13 protein-coding genes and 1 tRNA gene are annotated in these 12,399 nt (G+C 50.1%); 9 read left to right on the forward strand and 5 right to left on the reverse strand.

Features of this window, described 5'->3' with window-relative positions:
• Positions 1-59 precede the first annotated feature (59 nt).
• From ABJO30_02350 to ABJO30_02365, 4 genes are all read left to right on the forward strand, one after another.
• Positions 60-344: an HlyU family transcriptional regulator gene (locus ABJO30_02350; protein ID MEP3231652.1), complete on the forward strand. Its 285-nt coding sequence runs from the start codon at positions 60-62 to the stop codon at positions 342-344.
• Between the two features lie 178 nt (positions 345-522).
• A complete protein-coding gene (locus tag ABJO30_02355; protein MEP3231653.1) occupies positions 523-1,011 on the forward strand; it encodes a TerB family tellurite resistance protein in 489 nt (162 codons plus the stop codon).
• A gap of 193 nt (positions 1,012-1,204) precedes the next feature.
• Positions 1,205-1,726: a hypothetical protein gene (locus ABJO30_02360; protein MEP3231654.1), complete on the forward strand. Its 522-nt coding sequence runs from the start codon at positions 1,205-1,207 to the stop codon at positions 1,724-1,726.
• A gap of 211 nt (positions 1,727-1,937) precedes the next feature.
• The gene (locus tag ABJO30_02365; GenBank protein ID MEP3231655.1) at positions 1,938-3,461 is read left to right on the forward strand and encodes a DUF6161 domain-containing protein; all 1,524 of its coding nucleotides are present in this window, start codon (positions 1,938-1,940) and stop codon (positions 3,459-3,461) included.
• 19 nt (positions 3,462-3,480) lie between these two features.
• On the opposite strand, the gene speE is transcribed toward ABJO30_02365, so the two are convergent.
• The 3 genes from speE to ABJO30_02380 form a co-directional block, all read right to left on the reverse strand.
• Positions 3,481-4,377 (reverse strand): polyamine aminopropyltransferase, encoded by an 897-nt coding sequence (gene speE / locus ABJO30_02370; protein ID MEP3231656.1) that lies wholly within the window; start codon positions 4,375-4,377, stop codon positions 3,481-3,483.
• A complete protein-coding gene (speD, locus tag ABJO30_02375; protein MEP3231657.1) occupies positions 4,374-4,766 on the reverse strand; it encodes an adenosylmethionine decarboxylase in 393 nt (130 codons plus the stop codon). The genes speE and speD overlap by 4 nt, the downstream gene beginning before the upstream one ends.
• Before the next feature lie 111 nt (positions 4,767-4,877).
• Positions 4,878-5,633, reverse strand: a complete 756-nt coding sequence (locus tag ABJO30_02380) for an SIMPL domain-containing protein (protein ID MEP3231658.1) — start codon at positions 5,631-5,633, stop codon at positions 4,878-4,880.
• A gap of 176 nt (positions 5,634-5,809) precedes the next feature.
• Between ABJO30_02380 and ABJO30_02385 the strand changes: the two genes are divergently transcribed.
• The 4 genes from ABJO30_02385 to ABJO30_02400 all read left to right on the forward strand — a co-directional run bounded on the left by ABJO30_02385 (position 5,810) and on the right by ABJO30_02400 (position 8,088).
• Positions 5,810-5,886: transfer RNA gene (locus ABJO30_02385), tRNA-Ile, on the forward strand.
• Positions 5,887-5,973: 87 nt separating this feature from the next.
• Positions 5,974-6,825 carry a CoA ester lyase gene (locus ABJO30_02390; GenBank protein MEP3231659.1) on the forward strand — a complete coding sequence of 284 codons (852 nt, stop codon included), beginning with the start codon at positions 5,974-5,976 and terminating at the stop codon, positions 6,823-6,825.
• 115 nt (positions 6,826-6,940) lie between these two features.
• Positions 6,941-7,375 (forward strand): MarR family transcriptional regulator, encoded by a 435-nt coding sequence (locus ABJO30_02395; protein MEP3231660.1) that lies wholly within the window; start codon positions 6,941-6,943, stop codon positions 7,373-7,375.
• An 83-nt stretch (positions 7,376-7,458) separates the two neighbouring features.
• The gene (locus ABJO30_02400; protein MEP3231661.1) at positions 7,459-8,088 is read left to right on the forward strand and encodes a class I SAM-dependent methyltransferase; all 630 of its coding nucleotides are present in this window, start codon (positions 7,459-7,461) and stop codon (positions 8,086-8,088) included.
• Positions 8,089-8,110: 22 nt separating this feature from the next.
• On the opposite strand, the gene ABJO30_02405 is transcribed toward ABJO30_02400, so the two are convergent.
• Together ABJO30_02405 and ABJO30_02410 are read right to left on the reverse strand one after the other, a co-directional pair.
• Positions 8,111-9,463, reverse strand: a complete 1,353-nt coding sequence (locus ABJO30_02405) for a Xaa-Pro peptidase family protein (protein ID MEP3231662.1) — start codon at positions 9,461-9,463, stop codon at positions 8,111-8,113.
• A 102-nt stretch (positions 9,464-9,565) separates the two neighbouring features.
• Positions 9,566-10,423 carry a polyhydroxybutyrate depolymerase gene (locus tag ABJO30_02410; GenBank protein ID MEP3231663.1) on the reverse strand — a complete coding sequence of 286 codons (858 nt, stop codon included), beginning with the start codon at positions 10,421-10,423 and terminating at the stop codon, positions 9,566-9,568.
• A gap of 156 nt (positions 10,424-10,579) precedes the next feature.
• Here ABJO30_02410 and ettA point away from each other — a divergent pair, with 156 nt between their 5' ends.
• A complete protein-coding gene (gene ettA / locus ABJO30_02415; GenBank protein ID MEP3231664.1) occupies positions 10,580-12,235 on the forward strand; it encodes an energy-dependent translational throttle protein EttA in 1,656 nt (551 codons plus the stop codon).
• The last annotated feature ends 164 nt before the right edge of the window (positions 12,236-12,399 follow it).

Genomic DNA, 12,399 nt, shown 5'->3' on the forward strand with positions numbered 1-12,399 from the left:
AGGCTCGCTGCAACTGGTTGCTATATCAAGACTAAGTAGATGAACGAAGGATTGGTTGGATGTCGTTTTTAAAAAAGCTCTTCGGCGGTGGCGAAAGTACCCCAAAGCCTAGCAAATCTGCGGCTTCGGTTGATTATAACGGCTATAAAATCACCCCCGCACCAATGAAAGACGGGGGGCAGTTTCGTCTTGCTGGAACGATTGCAAAAGAAATTAATGGCGTTGAGAAAAGCCATATGTTGATACGGGCGGATACATTTCCGAGCAAAGAAGCCGCAGAAGAAGCGACACTTAAAAAAGCTCGTTATGTTATTGATGAGCAGGGTGACGCGGTTTTTTCTTGATGGATCAGTGTCTTCTTCTCCTTCGTCGCATTTAGGATGTTTTGTGAGGAGATTAGTTGGGACATAAAAAAACTGACTCTTGAGAAAAAATAAGGTATGTAATAACACGAAGTGGGTGAGATTTAGGGTAGGGGCTTGGCCCAAATATTTGGGCTGCATCATCTGTCTGGAGGTTGATATGAGTATAGAGATTGAAAACTATTTGGACGCTTTTGGTATAGTCGCGCCCTCTATGTTGCAGCAGCCGAATTTCAGACGGAATTTAGCTCGTATCGTTATGACCATTCATATGATGAAGGCCGATAACGTTGTGAAACCTTCTGAGACCTCATTTTTGACGAATATGGTTCAAGCCAAATTTGACCTCGACGACGAAACATCAAAGCAATTGGCGCATGAACTTTGTGATGATAGTGCGCATGCCCCTGATCTGGCGGCTTTAGTGTCTTTTATAAAATCAAATTCTACTGTTGTTGAACGCGCAGATTGTGTGCGTGAAATGTGGGAAATTGCGGTTTGCGACGAAGAGCTGCACACATTGGAAGATGACTTTGCCTATCGCTGCGCCACGCTATTGGGCTTGGAAACCAGCGAGCTTTCTTGGTTGCAAGAACTGGCTGTTGAAACACAGCTTGGTGGCGACGAAAAACTCCAGCGCGCGAACTAATCTAGGTCGCGATCTTTCAATCAGCGCAATAACAATTCAATCACGCATCTTCATCACGCTTTCGTGAGCATTCTTGCTGCCCAAATGACACGCCGTTCATAAGGTGTGATTGGTAAGTAATCCCCACCATTCCCAAATTATAATTGTAGCCAACAAGCCGTCTCTTATAACGGCCTTATTGAGGATTATGATTATGTCTATACTTACTTTTGACCGTGCCGATAGTGGCGCCTCTGTTTCAACCATTATTACAACAGCCTTACTTGCAGGTTTTGTTTCCCTTGGTGTTTGGGAGATTTGGTCAAAGGTTTTAGCGCCATTTTACATGGGCGGCACTTTGTCGCCGGTTGGTTTGGTCAAATCATCTCTCGGCATTGGAAAAGACACATTCGGCCCAATTGGTGCTGCAAGTGGTCGCGCGGTTGGTAATGCGGTTGCCAATGGCATGCACTTGTTCACGGGGCTTCTAGCCTATCCATTGGCCTATGTGCTTGTGGCACGTCCCGTTTCTAAGGCCGTTTTGCCGAGCCTTCCATGGTGGGTAACTGGTGCCGTATTTGGTCTCGTGCTTTATGTTTTTGCTATGTACATCATGGCGCATTTCTTCGCTGGCTTCCCTCCGTTCATGGGCTTTAATGCTCTCGGTCAAGCAAGCCTCATCGGCCACGTGGCTCTGGGTATCGCAATCGCGGGTGTGGTGGAAAAGCGCAGCTAACACGTTTTCCCTCCTCGCCTGAAGAAAAGAAACAAAAAGCCCTCCATCTGCTTGTTTCTTTTCGGTGAAAAACCTCGGCTCTTGAGCCGGGGTTTTTGCGTTTTAGGGTGGGTGAGGGCGAAGTATGTGCACGGGATTGATTAAACAAACGGAGCGACTTGTTTAACATCCGCAGACTGCCTAGGTTTAAGGCAAGTAAAAAGGGCAGGGCATGGACGTTTTAAAAATAGAAACGCAAGATGAGCTTGAAGATTGGTTTGACGAGCGCCCACTTGCTGTTGTGCAAGTGGTTGCAGCTCGTGCTGCTTTGAGGTCGCTTCCTTATATTGTTGAAGCGAAGAATGTCAAAAATTTTGCAGGCGGCATATTGCTGCCTGTTTTTTGGGCTGTGGCGATATCATGGGTTGCCCGCGTGTATCCAACCCATGACATTGAAGCTGCTTTCGCCCGCTCTGCGGCCCGCACCGCCGCCCGCTTCGCCGCCGACTCCTCCGCCTCCGAACACTCCATCTCCTCCGCCTTCTCCGCCCGCTCCGCCGCCGCCCTCGCCGCTACCTCCGACACCTCCGGCTCCGCCCACTTCGCCGGCCACCCCGGCCCCGCCGCTTGGCAAGAAAGCTTACAAGACTGCGCTTTTTTTGATGATGCTGTTGAGCAAGGTGAAGAGGCTGAACATGCTGCCCGCGACCTTGCAGGGCGGCCCTTATGGCGTATTCAAACAATGCCTGCGGAAACCCTTGAGCGTTGGAACGAGCTAAAGGACTTTTTGTCGAATGCAGTAGCTAATTGGCAAGTGTGGCGCGATTGGTATCAGGCGCGGCTTTATGGCGGTAAAACGCTTGATGTGCCGAGAGACTTGCTGGAAACCGTCGATGTTGGCATAGCGACCTTGGATAAAGAGCTTTGGAAGCAAGGGCCTGCGGTGGTGAATGCGAAGATTCTAGAGTTGATGGATGGTGGCAGGCCTGTGGCCAAATTTGATGACGCGTCAAAGCATCAGATGCTTGAAGAAATGAAATTGGAAGTTGATAGAATCTTCCAAGGCCATTCAGAAAGTTTTTCTGCTCAAGTGGAAAAAACGAGCGGTGATCAAGTAAAAATATTAACAAAAAAGCTGAATGAAGAGCTTCAAAAACACTTCGTGCTTATCAACGAAAAAGCAGGGGAAGTCGCTGAAGCTGGAGCTTTAAAGATACAAGATACAGCTGAGAATGCGTTAACGGGTGTTCGAGCTGAGAAAATTTTCCAAGATTCATTTACTCTTTGGGCGAAAAAGAAAGTGAGCCATAGGCGAAATTTTTGGTGCGGCGCTGGACTTTTTCTCGCTCTAATCGTGGCTTGCGGCTTCATAGGGTGGCAGCAAGTCGACGTGATAAAAAGCTTGATCGCAGAGGTTGCGCCGAGTGACAAGGCTACTGGCTCCGCGATTAGCGACACGGCTTTATTATTCAGTCGGTTCCTGATTATCTCGCTTCCAATCGCGATTGTTGTCTGGATATTGCGGGCAATTTTGCGGTTTGCAAATATGAACCTGTCTTTAGCGGAAGATGCGGCACAGCGGGAAGTTATGGCGCAGACCTATGTCAATCTTCTGGCAACTGGCCAATTGACTGAAAAGGAAGATCGGCAATTGATGTTATCAGCTCTTTTCCGTCCGCTCCCGGGTATTCAGGAAATAGATGCGGCCCCGACGACTATCATTGACATAAGCAATCCGACAAAGACTAAAAAGTAAGATTATCAATTCCCCCCAACTACCCCCGTCGCGCCTTCTCCACCGCATCGAGAATAAACCGTGGCAAAGCAAAACTCGCGGCGTGCACTTCGGGCGTGTAGTACTTCGTTTCAAAACCAGCCGCTGCAAACCGTTCTTGCAACGTCTCCACGCTCACCCGTCGCAAGCCTTCGTCATCACTTGCCCAGCCCAGTGCGATGTGGCCGCCGATGTAGGTTGGGACGGAGGCGATGTAGGCGTAGGCGTCTTGGAACAAGCTTGAGAAGTGGCGGACGGAGCTTACCAGTTCGTCTTCTTGCAAAAACGGCACGCCGTTTTGCGTGACAAGGATGCCGCCATTAGTGAGGCATCTTTTGCAGCTGGTGTAGAATTCTTTGGTGAAGAGCACCGCACCGGGGCCAACGGGATCCGTTGAATCAATGATGATCACATCGAAACGATCTGCCGTGTCCGCCACATATGCAGCACCATCGGCGATCACCAAATCAAAGCGCGGATCATCAAAAACGGGCGTGTTAAATTCGCTGAAATGCTCTTTGGAAAAATCGACGACCGACTGGTCAATTTCCACTTGGGTGAGACGCTCGACGCCTTTGTGCTTTAAGACCTCTTCGGCCATGCCACAATCACCGCCGCCAACAATCAAAACACGTTTCGCCTTGCCATGAGCAAACAGCGGCACGTGGCTCATCATCTCATGATAGATGAATTCGTCTTTGGTGGTGACCTGCGTTGCGCCATCCAGCATGAGGACTTTGCCAAACAGTGGGTTTTCAACAAGGGTCAGCTGCCACTCATCGGTTTTTTGCTCGTATAAAACGCGGTCCACTTTGAAAGAGAACTGGATGCCGTCGTGCAATGTTTCGCTTACCCAGCCATCACGGTTTAACGGGGGCGTGTTTGTGGTGTCGGTCATTTTGTTTCGCTCACTTTGTCGCCGCGTTTGAGGTTTGTCACCTCTACCTTATTCGCTTTAAAAGCGTCGGCGAGAATATCAATACATTTTTCTGGTTCGGTATCGCCGCACATAAAGACATCAAACGCCGCGTAGCCTGCTTCTGGCCATGTGTGAACGGAAATGTGGCTCTCCGCCAGTACCGCAACGCCGCTAACGCCGGACGGCTCAAACGGATGCAAATGGATATGCAGCAAAGTTGCTCCAGATGCTTCAATACATGCCCGCATCGTGCGCTCAATATGCGCCTGATCGTCCAATTGCTGTGCGTCGTAAAGGTCAATAATGAGATGCGCACCAGCAAAGGTAACACCATCTTTCGTCACGAAATGATCTAGATTGTTATTCAAAACTCTACTCGCGCTCTCAGGGGCTTCGACTAAGGCGCATCTAGTATTATTTAATTGAATACAAATCCAGTTGAAAACGTGGGATTTTGAAATATTTTTTCGTCGATGTTTTTACTGTTCCAGTTCCCACGTCATATTCACCTGCACTGAAATCGAGGCTTCGCCACCAGAGACTGGCGCGGGGGCTGCTTCTGCAACGGCGAGCGACCTTGCGGCGGCTTTAAAACGGCGGGGTTGTTGGGCGGCGCGTCCTTCTGAGATTGCCAGCACTTTGCCGAGTGATATGCCCGCGGCCTTTGTGTAAATTTCGGCTTTGCGTCTGGCATCTTTAACGGCCTTCACCCGCGCTTCGTCCATTAGCTCTTGGCGGTTTGAAACATCAAAGCGGATGTTGCCGAGTGAGTTGGAACCGAATTTGACGACTTCACTGATGACTTTGCCTGTGTTGTCTAACTCAACGATTTTTACCGTTACTGTGTTGTTGACTTCGTAGCCGACAATGCGCGGCGGGCGTCGTTCTTCGCCTTTGTTGGGGCGGTGATGCACATAGCGCGGCTGCACGGAGAAGTTCGAGGTTTGGATATGCTTGCGTTCAATGCCAGCGTCTTCCAGCACTTTGAAGATATTCGCCATGCTGTTTGAATTTTTGCTGAGCGCTTTTTCCGCCGTTTTGCCTTTGCTCACAACGCCCGTTGAAATGAACGCGACATCTGGCTCAGTGACGATGGTGCCCGTGCCAAGGATAGAAAACTTTGCGGGCATTTTATCGTGGGCGTTGGCGTCGGTTAAACCTAGGCCTGTTAACGCAATTGATGTGATGAGAGTGAGTGCTGGTAAAAATGAATTTTTGAAAAGTCGAAATGTCATAATGTTTTCCCTGTTCGTACCATTATGGGTGCCCGTTCTTCGTGGCGACAATTTGACCGTGTGGCACCACAAAAATCTAGCCTCTTTTGTGTAGCTGGCTTATTGTTCGGTGAATAATGTCTTGAATCGTGCGTTCTGCGTGATATAGCGACGTTAGCCAATTTTTTGGCTTGGTAGGGCGTGTAGCTCAGTTGGTTAGAGCCGACCGCTCATAACGGTCTGGTCGGGGGTTCAAGTCCCTCCGCGCCTACCACTTTCTCTCCATATAGTTCTGTTCATTTTTCCCGTTGCCATTAGGATGTGCTGCAATGATCGGCGTGGATGATGGAGTGTGCGGAAAATGAGTGAACGGAAGATGCAGCCTCGGCGGAGTTTTATTTTCGCACCGGGCCTAAAGCCTGCCATGTTTCCCAAAGCCTTGGCCAGTGGCGCGGATATTGTTTGCGTTGAGCTTGAAGATGGTGTCGCACCCAAAGACAAGGCGCTCGCCCGTGCCAATGTGATGGCGATGTTTGCAGAGCCGCAAGCAGACGACGGGGTGGAGCGGGTTGTTCGCATCAATTGTGTGAAGGATGAGTTTGGCAAGGCTGATCTTGAGGCGATCATAAAAACCGAAACCCCGCCACCCTCGTTGATGCTGCCCAAGGTGAAGTCACCCGATGAGGTGATGGCTGTCGATAAGGTGCTCACAGAGCGCGGCCATGCGTGTCGGTTGCAAATTATCATTGAAACCAATGAGGGGCTGGAAGCAGCCGTTGACATTGCCAATTCGAGCAAACGGATTGATGCGCTGTTGTTTGGTGGTGTGGATATGGCAGCTGATCTTCGCTGTGCGCAAACGTGGGATGCGTTGTTATATGCGCGCTCGCGCACGGTTCATGCCGCAGCGTCTGCTGGTATTGACGTGATTGATGTGCCGCATCTTGATCTTGATGATCGTGACGGGATGATTGAAGCGGCAAAGCGGGCGAAGGAACTAGGGTTTTCTGGCAAGGGATCAATCCACCCCAAGCAGATCGCGGACCTCAACGCCGTCTTCACGCCAAGCGCTGAAGAAATCGCGCGAGCAGAGCGGATCGTTCATGCATTCAATGAGGCTGATACAGCGCTTGTTGTGATTGATGGCAAGTTGATTGAAAAACCAGTTTTGCGAGAAATGTACCGTATTTTGGCAGTGGCTGCGCGCTTTTAGTAAACGAATCTGCCATGTTATACGAATGGACTAGGCGTTACGCAGCGTTATAGGCGCAGGTCTTCGAAACTTTGGCATCTTAAACGATCTTGGATGCATCAAGAGGTAAAATCCTTTGGCACAGACAGATCAAGAGTTTGATTATCTACTTGATGAACAAGCAGGCTTTTTGCTGCGGCAGGTTAATCAGAGACATCTGTCTATTTTCTCACGTTCCATCAAAGATCTAACGTCGACCCAGTTCGCAACTCTTGCGAAGATGCGTGAAATCGGTCCTGTTTCTCAAAATGATCTTGGGCGACAGATCGCGATGGATGCTGCGACCATGACAGGCATGGTGGATCGTTTAAGTAAGCGTGGGCTTGTGAGCACTAAGCCTGACCCCGCCGATCAACGCCGCGTTTTAGTGGAGCTTGAACCTCAAGCTTATAGACTGCTTGATGAATTGCTTGAGCGCGCCCACAAGATCACCGAGGACACGTTAGCTCCGTTGAAAAAGGCGGAGCGAAAACAGTTTATTGGGCTTTTGAATAAACTACTCGAACGCTAGGCGCTGATTTTATCGCAGCTCGTCGCAAAATCCTTGCATGAATTGTTTTTACGCTGTTCACTTTGTTGCAGGGGAGACGAACGATGACTGATAAACAGCAGCAAGGATTTTTGAAGAGCGCTTATGATCATACGAGCGTGGCTGAGACCTACGACATGTATGAAGCATGGGCAGATACCTATGATAGCGAGCTGGCTGAAAACGGTTACCAGCAACCAATACGTTGTGCGCTCGCATTAAAGGCGATCATGCCAGAAGCCTCCAAGGTGCTCGACATCGGCTGCGGCACGGGCCTTAGCGGTGATGCTTTAAAGCGGGCCGGGTTTTCGAATATTGATGGCTGCGATTTTTCTCCGGCCATGTTGGAAAAAGCCGAACTGACAAATACCTATCAGCGCCTCTTTCAAGCCGACCTTAACAAACCACCACTTGATGTTGCTGATCGCAGCTATGATGCGGTGACGGTTGTAGGCGTGTTTTCCATGCAGCATGTAAAGGTTGAGGCGATGGACGACCTTGTGCGCACGGTTCGGCCCGGTGGTGCGATGGTGATCGGCCTTAATGACAAATTTTATCGCCAAGGAGATTTATGCGCTAAGTTGGACGCGCTTGCTGTGCTTGGTCGCATCAGCCAGATCGCTCATCAACACGGCGAACATATTCCCGATATTGGTTTAACGGGTTGGGTGATTTCGCTCAAAGTTTTGGGCTAGTATTTTCCCCTTATCTCCGCGTTTATTTGTGAATGCCTACCATCAATTTTTCATCAAATGGGCAGGTGGTAATATTCACAGGGCCGTCTTCCGTAACGATCACTTGGTCTTCTAGCTTGATGCCGTTTTTGCCGCCAACTTCGCCAAGGTATACTTCGACACAAAAACACATGCCTACTTGGACTTCATAGTTGAAGCCGTCGGCGATGTAGTCCTCTGGATAGGCAATGCTTGGGAACTCGTCACAAAGACCAACCCCATGCATTTTGACGCCGTAGCGTTGCTCCACGAAACGATCTGGCAGCATGTGGCCTTTAAAGGTGAGGTCTTTGAATGATGTGCCCGGCTGCAAGAGTTCCACATTGGTCATGATGTGTTCATGGGCGATGGCGTGGAGGTCGCATTGTTCTTTGCTTGGCAGGTCATCGCCACAATACCATGTGCGGGAGATGTCGCAGCAAAAACCGTAGGGGCCAACAAGGTCGGTATCAAAGCCGAGGAGTTCGCCTGCTTCAATGCGGCGCGGTCCAGCTTCTTGCATCCACGGGTTGGTGCGAGGGCCTGAATTGAGGATGCGGGTTTCAATCCATTCTCCGCCGCGCGCGATGTTTTCAGCATGAAGCACAGACCAAAGCTCAACCTCTGCAATGCCAGGCTTCAACGCTTTACGCATTTCGGCAACCGCGATTTCGCAGGTGGCTGACGCGCATTTCATGGCTTTGATTTCTTCAGGTGTTTTGATGAGGCGTGCTTGTTCGCAAACCATGCCACCATTCATGATTTCAAGACCCTCAGCCTCAAGGGCATGAATGCCTTCAGCCTCCCATCGGTCAAGAGCGAGACGCTTATTGTCGCCGCAATGGGTGCGCATGAGGTCTGCGATACTTGCTGCAAATTCTTGCGCTATCCGTTCGCTGGCGTCCCCTGCCACGAAATAGAATATGCCGGCGCCGTGGCGGATTTCTTTGATCAAGGGGAGGTGGGCTGAGAGGTGATCACAGCCATGAAAATCCCACAGCACAATATGACCATCTGCTGTCACGAACGCGGCACGGGCGGGGTTATGCATAATCCATATATGCATGTTGGAGCTATCGGTTGCATAGCGGATGTTCAACGGATCAAAGAGCAGGGCCGCGCCATAGTCGTGTTTTTTGAGTTCCGCGCAAAGACGATCCAACCGCGCTTGGCGCATGGTCTCGAGATGAGGGGCTTCAAGGCCGAGGGCTTCCCATTCTTGAAAGGCGATGTCTGTCGGGCCAATTTCAACGCGGTTCTTATCGTCAGGCGTGCCGTCTGGCCTTAGCGGGGCAGTGGGCCTGCGCCGCGAAGGGTCGATCTTGCGATTTGAGATCGAATACGGATTGTCTTTCATCACAGCGCCCCTTGTTCTTGCGTTTAAAGGATGCGTTGAAACTGTGATTATTAATAGTTGAAAGCCGACATTTTATGTTGGGTGATGCGGCGTTTTATTCGTCTATTCTATAGCGCCTAGTGCCTTCAATTCATTCCACGCTCGCACGATATATTGGGTTTTAAATTGATGGCCACCTTCATGGAGGCAGAGCTCTAAAACTTTTTCATCTTTGTTGCGTGCGCGTTGGCATTTGAGGTCGAACGGTTCTGAACGCTCTTCACCTTCATAGCCACCTTCGGCTTTGTACATCGATAGCACGGTGAAGATATTGCCTTGGCTGGTGTTGCGGATGGGGCGGCCTTTTAGCGGGACGATTTTGTCTGATGTGCCGTGGTAGTGAAACACGTGTGCGGGCGGTGTGTCGCAGCTTTGAGGCGTGGGCGACCAAAATGTGCCAGCCATAGGCGCGAAGCCTGCGAAACTTTCGCTGCGCGCGCAAGCAAGCGTCCATGTCATCATGCCGCCTGCTGAAAACCCAGTCATCATCAGGTTGGATGTGTTGATCGGGAAACGTTCGCTTGCGTCTTTGATGACGGCATCGAAATATTCTGGTTCTTTTTGCTCTTCAACAGGTGTTTCGCTCGGTGAATTGGGGAGCAACCAATCATCACCGCCAGATTTTACAGCGATGAGGGCGAGGCCAAGGTCTGAGACGGCTTTGCCGAGCGACTTGTTACGCATGGCGCCAGCTGCTGTTCCCTTGTAGCCATGAGCATAGACAATCGCGCCAACGGGCGTTTTGCCATCGTGACCTTCTGGCATACGAATAAGGTAATGGCGGTTTTCTAAAATGTCGCAGTTCGTATCAGCGCCGCAGGCATTGGCGTGGTTTGGTTGGAAGCTCAGCCCAGCTGCTAATGTTGTGGCTGCGATGGCGAGACTTGCCATGCTGCTTGAAATTTTCTGACTGTGCGCCATTGCCCGCATCTCCCATTTGTTCGCCTAAACATGCAGCAATGGTTGAAAATTTCCACCTCAAAATGGTGTTACTTAATCCCGTACCACTCACAACGCTTGCACCGTCGTCTTTAACCCCCTAAATAGGCAGCAAATCTAAGCAAAGCGGGAACTTTTATGGCACGCGAATTTATCTACTTTATGCAAGGTCTATCGAAAGCCTATACGGGCGGCAAAAAGGTTTTGGATAATATCCACCTTTCATTCTACCCCGATGCAAAAATCGGCGTTCTTGGTCCCAATGGTTCTGGTAAATCTACCTTGCTAAAAATCATGGCGGGTCTTGAAAAAGATTTCACTGGTGAAGCATGGGTCGCTAAAGGCGCAACTGTTGGCTACCTGCCGCAGGAACCGCAGCTTGATGAGAGCAAAGACGTTAAAGGCAATGTCATGGAAGGCGTTGCCAAGCAGCAAGCCATTCTTGATCGCTATAACGAACTGATGATGAACTATTCTGATGAGACCGCCGATGAAGGTGCGGCTCTTCAAGATCAGATTGATGCTGAAAATCTTTGGGACTTGGACAGCAAAGTTGAAATGGCGATGGATGCGCTTCGTTGTCCGCCGTCTGATAGTTCTGTTGAACACCTCTCAGGTGGTGAGAAGCGTCGTGTTGCGCTTTGTAAGCTTTTGCTTGAAGAGCCTGATCTGCTCCTCCTCGATGAGCCTACCAACCACCTTGATGCGGAAACTGTTGCTTGGCTTGAAAAGCACCTGCGTGAATTTAAAGGCGCTGTGTTGATCATCACCCACGACCGTTACTTCCTTGACAATGTAACGGGTTGGATTTTGGAACTCGACCGTGGCACGGGCATTCCTTATGAGGGTAATTATTCGGCCTATCTTGAGGCTAAGGCGAAACGTCTTAAGCAAGAAGGCCGCGAAGACGAAGCGCGCCAAAAAGCATTGGACCGCGAGCGCGAGTGGATGGGGGCAAGCCCGAAAGCACGCCAAGCCAAATCCAAAGCGCGTATCAAAGCCTATGATGAATTGCTTAAACGCAACGAGGATCGTTCACCGGATAAAGCACAAATCGTTATTCCGGCTGGCCCACGTCTCGGCGATGTTGTGATTGATGCTGAAAACATCAAGAAGGGTTACGATGATCGTCTGTTGATCGGTGATCTTTCATTCAGACTACCACCAGGCGGTATCGTCGGTGTTATCGGCCCCAATGGTGCGGGTAAATCGACATTGTTTAAAATGATCACCGAGCAAGAAACACCTGATGATGGTTCGATCCGTTTGGGTGAAACTGTCAAGCTTGGTTATGTGGACCAAAGCCGTGATGATATGGATGCAAAGAAAACCGTTTGGGAAGAAATTTCTGAAGGCAATGACATCATCACACTTGGCAAACGTGAAGTGAACTCGCGCGCTTATTGTTCAAGCTTCAACTTTAAGGGCGGCGATCAGCAACAACCTGTTGGCACGCTTTCAGGTGGTCAGCGTAACCGTGTGCACCTTGCCAAGATGTTGAAATCTGGTTCGAACGTCATCCTGCTCGATGAGCCGACCAATGACCTTGATACAGAAACCTTGGCAGCGCTCGAAGATGCGCTCGAAGATTTCGCAGGTTGCGCCGTGGTCATCTCTCACGATCGTATGTTCCTCGATCGGTTGGCAACGCACATTTTGGCGTTTGAAGGCAACAGCCATGTGGAGTGGTTTGAAGGCAACTATGATGACTATGAGGAAGACAAAAGACGTCGCCTCGGTCCTGATGCCGTTGAGAACCCGCGTCGCATTAAGTACCAGCCGTTTACGCGCTAAGTTTGTAATTCTCAAAAAAAGCCCGCCTCAAAAAGCCGAGGCGGGGGTAAGATATAAGCGGTGAGGGGGGTAATGTCCGCTCATCTATGAGTATTGTCGCTTATTCGCGTAGAGCAATATCCTTTGCACGTTATCCCCGCTATCAACACTTAAGGTTGCATACC

The sequence above is a fragment of the Hyphomicrobiales bacterium genome, assembly GCA_039973685.1.
Taxonomy (GTDB): domain Bacteria; phylum Pseudomonadota; class Alphaproteobacteria; order Rhizobiales; family JACESI01; genus JACESI01.